The following is a 15,812-nucleotide window of genomic DNA, read 5'->3' as shown; positions in this document are numbered from 1 at the left end:
TAAATCATAAACTATTATGACTAAAATTCTAATGGTATGTTTAGGTAATATTTGCCGTTCGCCATTAGCAGAAGGTATCTTAAAATCCAAGCTTCCTCAAGAATCGTTTTTTGTAGATTCAGCCGGAACTGGTGATTATCATGTGGGTGATCTTCCAGACAAACGCTCCATTAAAGTTGCTGAAAAATACGGTTTGGATATTACCAATCAACGAGGCAGACAATTTACTGTTGCAGATTTTGACGCATTTGATCTTATCTATGTCATGGATGAATCCAACTTCAAAAATGTAACAAAACTTGCCAGGAACGACAAAGACTTAAAAAAAGTAAAAATGATTTTGGATGAAATTTACCCAAACCAAAATTATAACGTACCAGACCCGTATACAGGAGGCATTCAAGGATTTGATAGCACCTATAAAATGCTAGACGAAGCCTGTGGACAAATAGCAAAAAAATTGCTTAAATAATTGACTTTGAGAGTATTTTTTAGTTTTCTTATTTGATTTTTTGTAATTTGTATTACTAATCCAAAAAATATCAATAAGATGAAATTCCATACCACAATTTTAGTGCTTTTATTATTTCCATGCTTTCTCTTTTCACAAGAAATTGAACTAGGTCTGGTTGCTTCTGGTTTCAATGATCCTTTAAGTATTAGGAACGCTGGAGACGATAGATTGTTTATTGTGGAACAAGGAGGGCATATTAAAATAATCAATTCTGATGGCTCTGTAAACAACACCTCTTTTTTAGATATAGATTCCAAGGTTTTAAGTGGTGGTGAAAGAGGTTTGTTGGGTTTGGCCTTTCATCCGCAATATGCATCAAACGGTTATTTTTATGTAAATTACACTGATAACAATGGCGATACCGTGGTTTCTAGATATACTGTAAATCCACCTAATGCCAATACAGCCAGTGCAAGCACAGAATTGATATTATTAACGGTTAGCCAACCCAATAGCAACCATAATGGTGGCGATTTAGCTTTTGGAAATGATGGATATTTATATATTGGGCTTGGAGATGGAGGTTCCAGTGGAGACCCAGGAGATAGAGCCCAAGATTTAACTACTTTATTAGGCAAAATGCTGCGCATAGATGTAAACAGTTCCAGTGGAGGTTTAAATTATGCCATTCCAGCAGACAACCCATTCCCTAATGCTCAAGAACCAAATGCCCTGCCTGAAATTTGGGCTTATGGTTTAAGAAATCCTTGGAGGTTTTCTTTTGACAGACAAACTCACGATCTTTGGATTGGAGATGTTGGTCAAGGACAGATAGAAGAAATAGACATGGTTCCTTTAAATCAAGCTGCTGTTAATTATGGTTGGCGTTGTTACGAGGGAAATCAAGTATATGACACTTCCGGCAACTGTCCTAGCGACACCAGCGAATTGACTTTTCCTATTTCACAATACACACATTCCTCTAGTGGCAACTTTAAATGCTCTATTACTGGAGGTTACAGATATCGTGGTACAGCTCAACCCAATTTTAGTGGTTTGTATTTTTTTGCAGATTATTGCAGTAATGAAATTGGTATCCTGGAAAACAATGGAGGTACCTGGAACATGACTTTTACAGAACCCTTTTCCGGCAATGGCTGGACTGGTTTTGGTGAAGATGTGACTGGCGAAATATACATAGCTGGAATAGACTCAGGAAATATTTATAGAATATTGGATGCCAGTTTGGGAATTGCAGAAAACACTTTATTACAAATAAAAATGTACCCAAATCCTGCCAGCAATTCGTTTATTGTTAAAAGCAACAACCCACAAATTGTCATTGAATCCATACATATTTATAACCTTCAAGGTAAACTTATAAAATCCATTACAAAAAATACAGCTTCTGAAATTCACATAGATACCAAATCCTTAGCCGCAGGTTTGTATTTAACAGAGGTAATCTCAAAATCTGGTTCTAAAACAACTCATAAACTCCTTATCAAATAACGAATCAATGACAAGCCCTTACGGAAAACTATACTTGATACCTACCACTCTTGGAGATACTGCTCCATTGGAAGTTTTACCAATTTCAGTAAAAAAAATTGTGGAACAAGTAGATGTTTACATTGTTGAAAACGAAAAAACTGCCAGACGTTTTATAAAACAAATAAAACCAAGCAAAAAACAAGCTAGCTTACAGATATTCCTTTTAAACAAATTTACGGATCCCAGTGAACTCCCTGATTTTTTAGAGCCTTGTCTACAAGGCAAGCACGTTGGTTTGCTTTCTGAAGCCGGCTGTCCAGCCATTGCAGACCCTGGAGCAGATGTGGTCATGTTGGCACACAAACAAAACATTCAAGTGGTTCCATTGGTTGGTCCTTCCTCCATTGTTATGGCTCATATGAGTTCTGGTATGAATGGTCAAAGTTTTGCCTTTAACGGCTATTTACCTATTGATAAAGTGGAAAGAAAAAAAGAATTGAAACGTTTGGAACAACTGTCCTACAGCCAAAACCAATCGCAATCGTTCATAGAGACACCTTATAGAAACAACAAATTGCTGGAAGATATTTGTCAGGCTTTAAACGACATGACACTGGTTTGTGTGGCCTGTGACATTACTTTAGATAGCGAATACATAAAAACACAAACAGTAGCAGCATGGAAAAAAAATAGTGTAGACCTTCACAAAAGACCTACACTATTTATTATTCATAAAGAATAAAATCTAAGCCGAATGTTTTACTTTGGCTTTTCTGTTGGGTTTGATTTTAGACGTATCGTAACCAGAGAATTTTTTTATGTAATAAGAAATAGAAGTTCCGTAGGCATCCTTAAAGCCATTGGCTCCATAACTTCTTAAATATTTTTTGACATTTCCTGGTCCAGCTAAATGTGCAGCTGCCAAAATCCCTGATTCTGTTATCTTAGTTCCATTTAAGACTTTTCCGGAAAAACGCTTGATGTCTTTCCTTAAAATCCATTTATTACGTTCAGCATTTGCAATAAAAGCTTTTTCCTGTAGTTCTGGATTGCTTAAAAAATGAACCGGATTGTGAATGCCTATCAACTTTAGGGTTTCTTTTCCAAATTGATATTTCCCCAGATAACCTAAGGTGTTAACTGTAAAGTAATCACCACCAGATTCCTTAAATCCCAGGGCTTCTTTAAAACCAATTAAGGATTTTCCTAAGGTAGGGGAATAAGGTACTTGAGGTTCGTGTACAGGAAATAAGTTGTCTTGGACAACTTCGCCATGATCAACATCGTTAGACGCATATCTTGGTGATGTGTAGTTTTTTTCTTTAACCGATTTATTCATGTAAATCGATCCAAACAATAAGAAACATATTGTAAGTGATAGGGCTAAATAACTTCCAATATTTTTTATCATATCTTTAAATTTCTTCAGTAAAAATCCATGTGATAATTACTTGAAAATTTCAGCATGCAAAGATAGCACATTTTTTTAATATCTGAAAATTAATCGATTAAGTGTTCCTAAAAGTAGATTCCATGGAACTTTATGCCATTTTTATCGTTAAACTCCAAGGCTGGAAAAGGTACTTTTATCACGTTAAAAACGTCAAAAATTGTTCTTAAAACATGTGAATTTGTCTTTATTCGAGTTAAATCCAGATCCAAACTTAAATAGAATTGCCTATAAGGGTTTTGCTCTTGTACCACATCGTTATCATTGGTATTGGAACCAGAAATCATACCTTCTGCTCCATAACCAAGAGCTACATTTAGCCAAGAAGGGATTTTACTTTCCTTGAAAAAAGCATGCAAATTTATACTCAACCAATAGGTTTGACCGTTATAATCTTTTAAAAATTCTTCTGAAAACCCGTTGCCCAACACCTCTGGATTCTGTGGTGCATAATCGGTTCTATGAAACGAATATTTTATGGTAAACCGTTGCTCTTTCCATAATAGTTCTTGACCTACGTACAAACCTGCACCCGTAACATTGGCTGCCATATCTCCCCACGAAAAGCCCCATTCTTCAGAATACCCATCAAAAACTTCTACAACTGTTAAAAAAGCAACACCAATGGTAGAACCATAAATAAGCTGGTCTTGTTTACTTACTCCACTCCAGTGCAAGGTATTGGCTCCTAACCTACCAAGTTGATAAGCTGAAAACACATGTCCTAGTTTATCCATTTGCAACCATTGGTTGTTATCATTTAACGTATGGAACTTGGATTTGGGATAATCGGCATACCATAACTGGTTCAAACCTACCAAAGTGAGAGTAGCCATGGATGCTTCAGTAATTATCACAGCATTGCGTCTAGAAGTGTTTAAGGTATCGCTTGGCTTTAAAAATTGATTTAGCTTACTCTGTGAAAAAGAAATATTTGCCATAAAAAAAGCCAAACATGCCGTAACGATATGTTTATTATATTTTCCCAAGGTTATCTATTAATCCCTTGTGAAGACAAGTACCTTTGATATTCCCTTGCATTGGCATTATGTTGACTAAGGGTTTTGGCAAATTTATGATAGCCTAATCTGTTGGCATCTGCAGCAAAATAGAGATATTGGTGCTTTTCTGGATTTAAAACTGCATCTATGGCAGAAATATCTGGCATGGTAATTAATCCTGGTGGTAAACCAGCGTACATATAGGTATTGTATGGCGAATTGATGTCTTTATGCTTATTTAAAACACGTTTTATCACGGTGTTTTGATATTCTGGCAACTGATAAGCAGCAAATTTTAAAGTAGGATCAGCCTGTAATGGCATACCTATCCGTAACCTATTTAAATACACACCTGCAATTCTTGGTTGTTCTGCAGCCTGTTTGGACTCCTCGTGCACAATAGATGCCAAGGTCATCACTTCGGTTTGCGTTAACCCTAGGGCTTTAGCTTTGGCTTTTCTATTGTCATTCCAAAAACGCTTGTATTCTTTCAACATTCTTTCCCGAAATTCTGTTGCAGAGGTATTCCAGAAAAACTCATAACTGTTTGGTATGTACATTCCCAAAGCAGTAGCTTCAGAAAAGGAATGTTCAGCAAGAAAATCCTTATCGTGCATCACCTCAACCAATTTTAAGCTATCTGCTTCAATTTGCATGGAAATTCTACCAGCGAGAGCCTTTAAGTTTGGTTGGTTGTTGAAAGCCAGCTGTAATGGTACGTTTTTGCTTCTTATGGAATTTATAATATCGTTATTGTTCATGCCCTTTTTTATAATAAAACGTCCAGCTTTGATATTGTTTATGTATTTTTTTTGTTTGGCCAGGGCATCAAACTTTTCAATATCTTTCAATAAAGGTTTTAATTGCTCCCTAACATCTGTATAAGTAGCGTTTGTAGGCACATAAATATAAGCCTGTTCGTTATTGAAAGCTGTGTTGTCCACTAACATCACACCATACACATAGTTTGCAAACAAACCAGCGATCACCAGCCCAATAAGGGCAATTGCAAGAAGAATCTTTTTAAAATACATTAATTTATACGTTGAAGTAAATATTCGTTTTTATAAGAACCATTTACAAGGTTCCAGTCTTTTTTTAACCCAATAATTTCAAAACCGTGTTTGGAAAACAGGTTAAGGCTTGCTTGGTTGTCTTCAGAAATATTGCAATACAATTGATGCAGGTTTAAATGTGTATTACAATATTTAATCAGCAATCCTAAAGCTTCATTACCAACACCTTTTTGTCTTTCTGAGGTTTCTTTAATTAAAATACCCACTCCTGCCCGACTGTTTTTAAAATCGAAATCAAAAAGGTCTATCATTCCCAGTGCTATATCGTTATAATTTGAAATCACCAAACGCAGTTGTTTGACTTCAAAGATATCTTTGTGTGCATTTTCCAAATATTGTTTTATTAAAAACCTGGAATATGGGGTTTGTGTGTTACTGATTTCCCAAACCGACTCATGGTTTTCTATGGCATGGACAAAGTCTAGATCTTCTGGTTCCAAAGCCCTTAAATATATATCTTTTCCTTTTAATGTTAGCATGTTATAGAGCCTTTAAAAACCTGTTCGGCTGGACCAATAAGCCAAATGTTGTTGTATGTATCTTTGTTCTTTTCAAAGGACACCTGCAGATTGCCTCCTTCTGTCTCCAAAACAATAAGCTTGTTCTTGGTTTCACCTGTTTCATACATTGCCAAGGCCACAGCTGTAACTCCAGTGCCACAAGATAAGGTTTCATCTTCCACTCCACGTTCGTAAGTTCTTACTTGAAACCTGTTGTCTGACAGTTTTTTTACAAAATTAACATTGGTTCCCTCATCCTTATACGGGTTCCCATATCGAATTTTTGAACCGAGTTCTTTAACATCCAAATTTTTTAGTTGTGTTTCCATTTGCACATGATGTGGTGAACCTGTATTTAAAAACACATGTTGATTATGAATTTCTACAGAAAGCACATCCTGCATTTGCAGTTTTACAACGTGGTTATCCAAAATGGCATGATGCAAACCATCTATGGCCTCGAAAATGGCTTTATTTTCGATAATTCCTAAAAATTTGGCAAATGCCGTTAAACAACGGCCTCCATTGCCACACATGGAACTCTCGTTACCATCGGCATTAAAATAAACCATTTTAAAATCCCATTTTGGATGGTTTTCCAACAAAATAAGTCCATCTGCACCAATGCCAAAACGTCTGTTACAGAGTTTGGCAACCAGTTTGGTATTGTTTTTGTCGAATATTTGTTGACGATTATCAATCATCACAAAATCGTTTCCAGTTCCTTGATATTTGTAAAATGTTAATTCCATAAGCATGGCAAATATAAGAATTAACATGGTTTAATGTCATGTTAAATGCACGTTAAATACGACGTTAAAAATCGTTAAAACTGAAAAACAGATTCAATAAAAAATTAATTTTAATCGTTATAAAAAATTATAAACCCGTTTAAACCTAATAACAATATATACAATGAAAAAGATTTTAACCCTAGTATTAGTTTCTGTGTTAGGTGGAGCTATTACGCTTTCTGCCTATAAATTCTTTTTAGAAGAAAATAACACCCATAACCTATCGCAAGCTGAAGTTTCGCCTTTGGCATTGCCAGTAAACAATTTTTCAAACTCTAGTTTCATTCCTGAAAACAGCATAGATTTTACCCATGCTGCCGAAAAAACCATTCATACGGTAGTACATGTTAAAAACACCACTATGGGAAGTTCTGGACAAATGACCTTTGAGGATTTATTCTATGGAAGGTCGCCTCAAAGACCACAAATAGGGTCTGGTTCTGGTGTTATCATATCACCAGATGGTTACATCATTACCAACAATCACGTGATTGCAGGTGCAAGTGAGTTAACCATTACCTTAAACGACAACAGCACTTATGAAGCTGAAATTATAGGCTCTGATAACAAAACCGATATTGCTTTATTGAAAATTGAAGCAGACCATGAGTTACCATACACCACTTTTGGGGATAGCGACCAAGCAAAAATTGGTGAGTGGGTTTTGGCTGTTGGAAATCCGTTTAATTTAAACTCTACTGTAACAGCAGGCATCATCAGTGCCAAGTCCCGGGATTTAACAGGTAAAAACACACAATCCTTTATACAAACAGATGCAGCAGTAAATCCTGGAAACTCTGGAGGTGCTTTGGTTAATTCCAATGGCGATTTAATTGGTATCAATACAGCCATTTCGTCCCAAACAGGCTCCTACATTGGATATTCGTTTGCCGTACCAAGCAATATTGCCAAAAAAGTTGTTCAAGACCTTATTGAATTTGGAAATGTACAAAATGGCATTTTAGGTGTTACTGGAGGTGCCTTAAACAGTAGTTTTGCCGAAAGGTTGAGCGTAAACGAAACAGAAGGCTTTTATATAGACTCGGTTGAAGAACATTCGGGTGCTTTTGAAGCTGGTTTGAAATCTGGTGATATCATCAAAAAAATAGACCATGTAAAAATTTCCAAATTCTCAGATTTAACAGGCTATTTAAGTACTAAACGTCCAGACGATGTGGTTCAGGTTACTTATTTAAGAAACGGTCATTTAAAAGAAACGCCTGTGACCTTGGTAAGAAATCAAACCTATACCATTCCGCAATTGGGTATAGTAAAAAACGCCACAAAAGAAGAGCTTAAAAAATACAACACTGCCAATGGTGTTAAAATTTCAAGATTGGGACAAACCTATTCCAAGTATTTACGAGCCAATGGTGTTAAAGAAGGAGACATAGTGACTTCCATAAACAACAATAAGGTATATAATGTGGATGATGTTCAGGAAATAATAAGAAACAAATCGGTTTACGAGCCGTTAAGAATAGAACTTATCAATTCCAATGGTGAAGTGGAACGATATAATTTCAATTAAAAAAACACCAAATAAAAAGAATATGGAATCCTTCAGAATAACCCTGAAGGATTTTTATTTTACAAAAACTGGTTCAAATACCACTTAAATATCATATTTTTGCAACCAAATTCAACTAGGCAACATAACTAAGTTGAAAATATTAACAACACACTAAATATTTAATACAATGAGTTTTAACGAGACTTATGAAAACGAATTGGCTTTTCAGGCAGACAGAAGAAAGGCTACTGTAGAGTTTATTAAAATTGTTAGCGACCTTTGGTACGACAAATCTATTGAATTGGTACTTTTTAGAAACCAGTTAATAGACAAAAACGTAAGCCAAATTTTGAACCTACACGAGTATGCTGGCGAATTTGTTCAAAAACCAATTTCCATTTTCGATTCTGTGGAAATTGCACAAGCCATCCAAACCTTGGATTTACCTCCTGCAAAGTTGGATATTGGTAAATTAACTTATGAATTTCATTTAGAAGAAAAAAAATATAGCAATGCTTTGGCTTTTGTTGCAGACAAATTAAAGGATGCCAATAAGGACAATGTCATTCAACCAAAAGATGTTATTTTATATGGTTTTGGTAGAATTGGACGTTTAGTTGCCAGAGAATTGATGACACGTACAGGAAAAGGAAGTCAGTTGCGTTTAAGAGCCATTGTTACCCGTGGTGCCATCGATCAAACAGTATTGGAAAAAAGAGCTTCGTTATTAAGAAACGATTCGGTTCATGGTGATTTTTCCGGAACGGTTGTAGCAGATTTAAAAAACAGTGCTTTAATTATAAACGGAACCACAGTTAATATTATTTCAGCTAACAATCCAGAAGATATAGATTATACCAAGTATGGCATTAATCATGCTTTAGTTATAGATAACACAGGTGCTTTTAGAGATAAAGAGGCTTTAAGCAGACATTTAAACTCTAAAGGTGTAGATAAAGTATTATTAACTGCTCCTGGAAAAGGGGTTCCAAACATTGTTCATGGTGTAAACCATTTAGAAAACAATCCAGATACGGTAGATATTTTCTCTGCAGCATCTTGTACAACCAATGCCATTACCCCTATTTTAAAAGCAGTTGAAGATTCACTAGGGGTAAAAAGTGGACACCTTGAAACCATACATGCTTATACAAACGACCAGAATTTAGTGGATAACTTCCATAAAAAATACCGTCGTGGACGTGCTGCTGCGCTAAACATGGTTATTACCGAGACTGGAGCTGGAAGTGCTGTGGCTAAAGCCTTACCTGCTTTAGAAGGGAAATTAACCTCCAACGCCATTCGAGTGCCTGTCCCTAATGGATCTTTAGCTATACTAAGTTTAGAACTGGAAAAAGAAACTTCTTTGGAAGGCATCAATGCCATTATAAAAAAATATGCTCTTGAAGGCGATCTAGTGGAACAAATTAAATACGAATTAAGCGACGAACTTGTTTCCAGCGATATTGTTGGCAGCTCTGCTCCTTCAATTTACGACAGTAAAGCAACCATTGTAAGAAAAGATGGCAAAAACGTCTTGTTATACATTTGGTACGATAACGAATATGGCTATAGCCATCAAGTAATCAGATTGGCAAAATACATTGCAAAAGTGAGACGTTACACGTATTATTAGTAGATAAAACATCTAAAATATCATTTCAATCGTATATACAAAAGCCTCGCAATCGTGAGGCTTTTTAATTATAATCTACAGATACTTAACTTAATTTATTATTTTCGTAAACAACAAAACCTAACAAAGCCCAATGAAAGCGTTTAAATTTTTTACCATTACCTTAATTTTACTATGTAGTTTCAACACCTTACAAGCCCAAACCGAAACCTCTGATGAAGACGATAAGCTATCTTTGGACAACAGTACCATCAACAATCAATTTGAATACGTGCTTCAAAAGTCCGGCGATTTTAGAGGCACCAATGGTTCTATGTATGAAGCCGTAAAACGCAGCATGTTAACAACTTTACAGGCACACACCAATGATACCTTAAAAACCTTACGAAAAGATCTTGCAGACACACAGGCCATGGTGAAGACGCAAGCAAATGAAATTTCTGAACTAAAAACCAATCTTTCAAACACACAAGCTTCGTTGGAAATAACCACCAACGAAAAAAACAACATGTCCTTGTTTGGTTTGCAAATGAGCAAATCCAGCTACAATGTTCTAATGTGGTCCATTATAGGTATTTTATTGGCCATGTTGATGCTGTTTATCTACAAATACAAAAACAGTCATGTTATTACCAAGGAAGCCAAAAAAGCACTGGAAGAAATAGAAGTAGAGTTTGAAGAACATAGAAAAACAGCCTTGGAACGCGAACAAAAAGTAAGGCGCCAGCTTCAAGACGAATTGAACAAACAAAAAGGAATTTAAACACACTTTTACAACTTAAACATATTTAAAATCTGTAAGTTCTCATTTGCAGATTTTTTTTATTCCATATGTGTTTTTAGATACATTTCAACAAATTTATTTAATTGCCATCCAAACCCATCTAAGGTTTGTGATATTGATAAGTTTACAAAACTTCAAATCCAAAGCTAAAATTTCCTAAAACATTTAAAGTATATTTGCTGTCCTAAAGTTTTGTCATGCGTATCGATATTATAACTGTTTTACCAGAATTACTTAAAAGTCCGTTTGAAGCATCCATCCTTAAAAGAGCCATTGAAGCTGGATTGGTGGAAGTATATTTTCATAATTTACGGGATTACACAACCGATAATTACAAGACTGTGGACGATTACCAATTTGGTGGTGGCGCAGGTATGGTGATGATGGTAGAACCTATAGATAAATGCATAACCAAACTAAAATCTGAACGCGAATACGAAGAAGTGATCTATATGACACCAGATGGGGAAACCTTAACCCAAGGCATTGCCAATCAGTTATCCTTAAAAGAAAATATTATTATTTTGTGTGGTCATTATAAAGGTGTGGACCAACGAGTGCGCGATCATTTTATCACTAGGGAAATATCCATTGGAGATTATGTATTGTCTGGTGGAGAACTTGGAGCAGCTGTGTTGTGTGATGCCGTAATCAGGCTTATTCCTGGTGTTTTGGGCAATGAAACCTCTGCCCTAACCGATTCTTTTCAGGACAATTTGCTGGCACCTCCCATTTATACTCGTCCAAGAAACTATAAAGGTTGGCGAGTTCCGGAAGTCTTATTTAGTGGCAATTTTCCTGAAATTGAAAAATGGCGGGAAGAAAAAGCTTATGAGCACACCAAAAAAAGACGTCCCGATTTACTTAATGATTAAACTTAAAAACTATAACAAGGAATGAGAGGTTTGCGAATTAGGGATTGGGATTCTTACAAATTTGATTTTATGTGCTATCCAAAGCTGAAAAATTATCTAAAAAAACTTTTACCCCATAACTTAAAACTCAAAACTTTTTAACTATATTTGCAGCCAATTTCGGGTTAACCTCTGGCGAAAATCGTGAATGTTGTTTCGAATTAATTATAATTAAATTTAAAGATATGGAATCTTTAGTAAAATTTGTACAAGACGAGTTTGTAACAAAAAAAGATTTTCCAGAGTTCAAAGCTGGAGACACAATTACAGTTTACTATGAAATTAGAGAAGGAGACAAAGTTCGTACTCAGTTCTTTAGAGGAGTAGTAATCCAAAAAAGAGGTTCTGGAGCTTCTGAGACATTTACCATTAGAAAAATGTCTGGAACAATAGGTGTAGAACGTATCATACCTATCAACATGCCAGCCTTACAAAAAATTGAAGTGAACAAAAAAGGTAAAGTTCGTAGAGCTCGTATCTATTACTTCAGAGGTCTTACTGGTAAAAAAGCAAGAATCAAAGAAAGCATGAAACGTTAATAAACGTTTAATAACCTTGAAAAGCCCTGTAAACACAGGGCTTTTTTTATTAACTTTTGTTAATAACTTTGGTTTATAAGTGGTTGATATCTAGTGTCTTAAATAATTTGTTTTTTTAAACACTTGCACTATTTTAGCTAAAGAATTTATAAACAACGTTTTTGTTGGTTTCATGAAAATGAATTAGTTATAGACTCTTAAAAAGAAACGTTCTTTATTATAATTGTTTTTTGAAGTTTCAAGTTGACATGTGTATGCGTGTTCAATCATGAAATCATGATGCTTTTTTCAAGTGTTGTTTGTTCAGTCAGTCAATATTTAAAAAAGTTGAAAGTATTCACAATAATATTTGCGAAAGCCCATGTTATTAAGAATGCAATGATGGACAAGTTGTAACTTGTGAAAACGATCTACAACTAGAAAATCATCAAGAAAAACAATTAAACGGAAACATTTCGGCAACCCGTCAATACATTTTGACAGTTGTATTAAACGAATGTTTCTATTGAAATAGTGATACTTGAACCGAAAAGTATAGATGAAAATTTTGTACTATTCAGTAGCAATACAGGATTAGGTCACGTAAACTGTTTCAAAGAAAGCCATGTCAAAAATAGATTTAGGTCTATAGTGATATGGCTTTTGTTTTTATACAATCTTTCTATCTTTACTACTTAAATAACCTATTCCGTACATGAACTTACCATTAATTACAGATCAAGATTATACTAAAGTAGATTATACAAAAACCGAATTGCCAAAAGCAGAATATGACAATTGCACCTTTGTGGATTGCAATTTTTCTGAAACCCAACTTTCAAACAACATGTTTATAGATTGCGAGTTTGTAAACTGCAATTTGAGCAACGTTAATGTAAAACATACCACGTTTAAAGATGCAACTTTTAACGAATGCAAATTGATAGGTATTGTTTTTACGGAATGTAACCCATTCTTAATGTCTTTTGCCTTTATTAAGAGTAATCTTTCATTTTCTTCCTTTTTTGAATGCAAACTCAACAAAACCGTTTTTGATACCTGTTATTTGGAGAATGTTGAATTCTCAAAAGCCAATTTAAGCCAGGCCATTTTCAAGGATTGCAATTTGTTTAAGAGTACCTTTAACAACACCAATTTGGAGAAAGCAAATTTTAAAACTTCCTACAATTTTTATATCAATCCACAATTGAACAGTTTAAAGCTTGCCAAATTTTCAAAGGAAGGTGCTTTAAATTTATTAAAAATCTATCAATTGGACATAGATTGATTAAATTCCCAATAGCTAAATAGTTATTTTATCAACTTCATAAATTATGTGTGTTTAGGCTGTTCAACAGTAAAAAACTGTTTGAAAATTCATATATTTGCTTGGCTTAAAAATCAAGCAATTCTATTAAACAAAACTTAATATTCTTATGGCAAAATCAGCTACTATTATTTATACAAAAACAGATGAAGCACCAGCATTGGCTACCTATTCCTTTTTACCAATTGTGGAATCGTTTACCAAACCAACTGGAGTTCAAATAGAAACAAAAGATATTTCATTGGCACATAGAATTTTAGCTGTTTTTCCTGACTATTTAACTGATGCCCAAAAAGTAAGTGACGATTTAGGTATTTTGGGCGAAATGGTTAAACAACCAGAGGCAAACATTATTAAATTACCTAATATAAGCGCCTCCATTCCCCAACTTAAAGATGCCATTGAAGAGCTTCAAGCCAAAGGTTTCAAGCTGCCAAACTATCCAGACGAACCAAAAAACGATTCGGAAAAAGACATTAAATCACGTTATGATAAAGTTAAAGGAAGTGCTGTAAACCCTGTGCTTCGTGAAGGAAACTCAGACAGGCGTGCTCCAAAAGCCGTTAAAAATTATGCCAAAAAAAATCCTCATTCCATGGGAGCTTGGAGTAAAGACTCCAAAACCCATGTGGCAACAATGAGTAAAGGAGATTTTGCCCATAACGAAAAATCGGTAACCTTAAATGAAGCAACAACAGTTTCCATTCAGTTTAAAGCTAGCAATGGAGAAACTGAAATCTTAAAAAATCAGCTAAATCTCTTAAAAGGTGAAATTATTGATGCCACAGTTTTAAGTAAAAAAGCCCTAATTGAGTTTTTGGAAAATCAAGTTAAAGATGCCAAAGACAAAGGAGTGCTTTTTTCTTTACACATGAAAGCAACCATGATGAAAGTGAGCGATCCTATTATTTTTGGTCATGCTGTTAAAGTGTTTTTCAAGGATTTGTTTGCAAAACATGGGGAAACATTCAAATCGTTAGGGGTTGATGTTAATAACGGGTTTGGTAATTTAGTTGAAAAATTAGAAGAACTTCCTGCAAACAAACGCGAGGAAATAGAACAAGATATTAAAACAATTTACCACAATGGTCCTGACTTGGCCATGGTAAACAGCGATAAAGGCATAACCAATTTACACGTTCCAAGCGATGTGATTATTGATGCATCCATGCCAGCTATGATTAGAACATCGGGACAAATGTGGAATGCAGAAGGCAATCAACAGGATACCAAAGCCGTAATTCCAGATAGCAGTTATGCTGGAATTTATACAGCAACCATTGATTTTTGCAAAGAACATGGAGCTTTCGACCCTACCACCATGGGCTCTGTTCCAAACGTAGGACTTATGGCGCAAAAAGCTGAAGAATATGGTTCCCATGATAAAACTTTCGAAATAAAATCTGCAGGAACTGTAAGTGTTATAGACGCTTCAGGAAACACTTTAATTGAGCATGACGTAGAAGCTGGAGATATTTGGCGTATGTGTCAAACTAAAGATGCACCAATTCAAGATTGGGTGAAACTAGCGGTTACTAGGGCAAGGGCTTCACAAACTCCTGCTGTTTTTTGGTTGGATGAAAACAGGGCACATGATGCTGAACTCATCAAAAAAGTAAACACCTATCTAAAACAACTGGACACTGCCGGTTTAGATCTTAGAATACTATCTCCAATAGAGGCTACCAAGTTTACCCTGGAACGAGTAAAAGATGGAAAAGACACTATTTCGGTTTCCGGAAATGTTTTAAGGGATTATTTAACCGATTTATTCCCTATTTTAGAACTAGGTACAAGTGCTAAAATGTTATCCATTGTTCCATTGATGAATGGTGGTGGTTTATTTGAAACAGGTGCTGGTGGTTCTGCACCAAAACATGTACAACAACTTTTGGAAGAAAACCATTTACGTTGGGATTCTTTAGGTGAGTTTTTAGCATTGGCTGTCTCCTTGGAGCATTTAAGTGAGGTAACAAACAATCCTAAAGCTTTAATCCTTGGAGAAGCATTGGATCTTGCTACTGAAAAATTGTTGGACAATAAAAAAGGGCCTTCAAGAAAAGTTGGGGAAATAGACAACAGAGGAAGTCATTTTTATTTAGCCATGTATTGGGCTGAAGCTTTAGCAAATCAAACAAAAGATCCAGATTTACAAAGAATATTTATTCCTATAGCTAAACAACTCAAGGATAATGAAACACTTATTATGCAGGAGTTGCACGAGGTTCAAGGACAAACCACAAATCTTGGTGGCTATTATAAGCTGGACGAAAGAAAAACAAAACAGGTTATGAGACCTAGCCAAACGTTTAATACCATTTTGCAATCCATTAATTAAAATAATATTATGT

15 protein-coding genes are annotated in these 15,812 nt (G+C 35.1%); 10 read left to right on the top strand and 5 right to left on the bottom strand.

Going from position 1 to position 15,812, the window contains the following annotated elements; genetic code table 11:
- Positions 1 to 16 precede the first annotated feature (16 nt).
- The 3 genes from D778_RS11515 (at position 17) to D778_RS11505 (ending at position 2,690) form a co-directional block, all read left to right on the top strand.
- The gene (locus D778_RS11515) at positions 17 to 472 is read left to right on the top strand and encodes a low molecular weight protein-tyrosine-phosphatase (protein ID WP_040492327.1); all 456 of its coding nucleotides are present in this window, start codon (positions 17 to 19) and stop codon (positions 470 to 472) included.
- Positions 473 to 550: 78 nt separating this feature from the next.
- The gene (locus D778_RS11510) at positions 551 to 1,966 is read left to right on the top strand and encodes a PQQ-dependent sugar dehydrogenase (protein WP_007650849.1); all 1,416 of its coding nucleotides are present in this window, start codon (positions 551 to 553) and stop codon (positions 1,964 to 1,966) included.
- 7 nt (positions 1,967 to 1,973) lie between these two features.
- Positions 1,974 to 2,690 (top strand): SAM-dependent methyltransferase, encoded by a 717-nt coding sequence (locus D778_RS11505; RefSeq protein ID WP_007650847.1) that lies wholly within the window; start codon positions 1,974 to 1,976, stop codon positions 2,688 to 2,690.
- Positions 2,691 to 2,693: 3 nt separating this feature from the next.
- Here the strand turns inward: D778_RS11505 and D778_RS11500 are convergent, their stop codons facing one another.
- The 5 genes from D778_RS11500 to dapF all read right to left on the bottom strand — a co-directional run bounded on the left by D778_RS11500 (position 2,694) and on the right by dapF (position 6,727).
- Positions 2,694 to 3,287 carry a hypothetical protein gene (locus tag D778_RS11500; RefSeq protein ID WP_007650846.1) on the bottom strand — a complete coding sequence of 198 codons (594 nt, stop codon included), beginning with the start codon at positions 3,285 to 3,287 and terminating at the stop codon, positions 2,694 to 2,696.
- 179 nt (positions 3,288 to 3,466) lie between these two features.
- Positions 3,467 to 4,339 (bottom strand): DUF2279 domain-containing protein, encoded by an 873-nt coding sequence (locus D778_RS11495; protein WP_007650844.1) that lies wholly within the window; start codon positions 4,337 to 4,339, stop codon positions 3,467 to 3,469.
- A 50-nt stretch (positions 4,340 to 4,389) separates the two neighbouring features.
- A complete protein-coding gene (gene mltG / locus D778_RS11490) occupies positions 4,390 to 5,433 on the bottom strand; it encodes an endolytic transglycosylase MltG (protein ID WP_007650842.1) in 1,044 nt (347 codons plus the stop codon).
- The gene (locus D778_RS11485; protein ID WP_007650840.1) at positions 5,433 to 5,954 is read right to left on the bottom strand and encodes a GNAT family N-acetyltransferase; all 522 of its coding nucleotides are present in this window, start codon (positions 5,952 to 5,954) and stop codon (positions 5,433 to 5,435) included. Before D778_RS11485 ends, mltG begins: the two co-directional genes overlap by 1 nt.
- Positions 5,948 to 6,727: a diaminopimelate epimerase gene (dapF, locus tag D778_RS11480; RefSeq protein WP_040492372.1), complete on the bottom strand. Its 780-nt coding sequence runs from the start codon at positions 6,725 to 6,727 to the stop codon at positions 5,948 to 5,950. The genes D778_RS11485 and dapF overlap by 7 nt, the downstream gene beginning before the upstream one ends.
- Positions 6,728 to 6,890: 163 nt before the next feature.
- Between dapF and D778_RS11475 the strand changes: the two genes are divergently transcribed.
- From D778_RS11475 to D778_RS11445, 7 genes are all read left to right on the top strand, one after another.
- Positions 6,891 to 8,300 (top strand): trypsin-like peptidase domain-containing protein, encoded by a 1,410-nt coding sequence (locus D778_RS11475; RefSeq protein WP_007650837.1) that lies wholly within the window; start codon positions 6,891 to 6,893, stop codon positions 8,298 to 8,300.
- 169 nt (positions 8,301 to 8,469) lie between these two features.
- Complete coding sequence (locus D778_RS11470) at positions 8,470 to 9,918, top strand: glyceraldehyde-3-phosphate dehydrogenase (protein WP_007650835.1); 1,449 nt, start codon at positions 8,470 to 8,472, stop codon at positions 9,916 to 9,918.
- A gap of 133 nt (positions 9,919 to 10,051) precedes the next feature.
- Positions 10,052 to 10,681, top strand: a complete 630-nt coding sequence (locus tag D778_RS11465; RefSeq protein WP_007650833.1) for a hypothetical protein — start codon at positions 10,052 to 10,054, stop codon at positions 10,679 to 10,681.
- 218 nt (positions 10,682 to 10,899) lie between these two features.
- Positions 10,900 to 11,577: a tRNA (guanosine(37)-N1)-methyltransferase TrmD gene (gene trmD, locus D778_RS11460; protein WP_007650831.1), complete on the top strand. Its 678-nt coding sequence runs from the start codon at positions 10,900 to 10,902 to the stop codon at positions 11,575 to 11,577.
- A 224-nt stretch (positions 11,578 to 11,801) separates the two neighbouring features.
- Positions 11,802 to 12,155, top strand: coding sequence for a 50S ribosomal protein L19 (rplS, locus tag D778_RS11455; protein WP_007650829.1), 354 nt, complete (start codon positions 11,802 to 11,804; stop codon positions 12,153 to 12,155).
- Positions 12,156 to 12,849: 694 nt separating this feature from the next.
- Positions 12,850 to 13,422, top strand: coding sequence for a pentapeptide repeat-containing protein (locus D778_RS11450; protein WP_007650827.1), 573 nt, complete (start codon positions 12,850 to 12,852; stop codon positions 13,420 to 13,422).
- A 148-nt stretch (positions 13,423 to 13,570) separates the two neighbouring features.
- Positions 13,571 to 15,799, top strand: a complete 2,229-nt coding sequence (locus tag D778_RS11445; protein ID WP_007650821.1) for an NADP-dependent isocitrate dehydrogenase — start codon at positions 13,571 to 13,573, stop codon at positions 15,797 to 15,799.
- Positions 15,800 to 15,812: the final 13 nt, after the last annotated feature.

Origin of the sequence: Xanthomarina gelatinilytica, from assembly GCF_000348685.1 — a bacterium.
Taxonomy (GTDB): Bacteria; Bacteroidota; Bacteroidia; order Flavobacteriales; family Flavobacteriaceae; genus Xanthomarina; species Xanthomarina gelatinilytica.
The sequence above is the reverse complement of the archived record's forward strand: the minus strand, read 5'-3'. Positions and strand labels throughout refer to the sequence as shown.

Coding starts and splice junctions, on each gene's coding strand:
- D778_RS11515 (WP_040492327.1), top strand. CDS start 17: ATGACTAAAATTCTAATGGTATGTTTAGGTAATATTTGCCGTTCGCCA.
- D778_RS11510 (WP_007650849.1), top strand. CDS start 551: ATGAAATTCCATACCACAATTTTAGTGCTTTTATTATTTCCATGCTTT.
- D778_RS11505 (WP_007650847.1), top strand. CDS start 1,974: ATGACAAGCCCTTACGGAAAACTATACTTGATACCTACCACTCTTGGA.
- D778_RS11500 (WP_007650846.1), bottom strand. CDS start 3,287: ATGAATAAATCGGTTAAAGAAAAAAACTACACATCACCAAGATATGCG.
- D778_RS11495 (WP_007650844.1), bottom strand. CDS start 4,339: ATGGCAAATATTTCTTTTTCACAGAGTAAGCTAAATCAATTTTTAAAG.
- mltG (WP_007650842.1), bottom strand. CDS start 5,433: ATGTATTTTAAAAAGATTCTTCTTGCAATTGCCCTTATTGGGCTGGTG.
- D778_RS11485 (WP_007650840.1), bottom strand. CDS start 5,954: ATGCTAACATTAAAAGGAAAAGATATATATTTAAGGGCTTTGGAACCA.
- dapF (WP_040492372.1), bottom strand. CDS start 6,727: ATGGAATTAACATTTTACAAATATCAAGGAACTGGAAACGATTTTGTG.
- D778_RS11475 (WP_007650837.1), top strand. CDS start 6,891: ATGAAAAAGATTTTAACCCTAGTATTAGTTTCTGTGTTAGGTGGAGCT.
- D778_RS11470 (WP_007650835.1), top strand. CDS start 8,470: ATGAGTTTTAACGAGACTTATGAAAACGAATTGGCTTTTCAGGCAGAC.
- D778_RS11465 (WP_007650833.1), top strand. CDS start 10,052: ATGAAAGCGTTTAAATTTTTTACCATTACCTTAATTTTACTATGTAGT.
- trmD (WP_007650831.1), top strand. CDS start 10,900: ATGCGTATCGATATTATAACTGTTTTACCAGAATTACTTAAAAGTCCG.
- rplS (WP_007650829.1), top strand. CDS start 11,802: ATGGAATCTTTAGTAAAATTTGTACAAGACGAGTTTGTAACAAAAAAA.
- D778_RS11450 (WP_007650827.1), top strand. CDS start 12,850: ATGAACTTACCATTAATTACAGATCAAGATTATACTAAAGTAGATTAT.
- D778_RS11445 (WP_007650821.1), top strand. CDS start 13,571: ATGGCAAAATCAGCTACTATTATTTATACAAAAACAGATGAAGCACCA.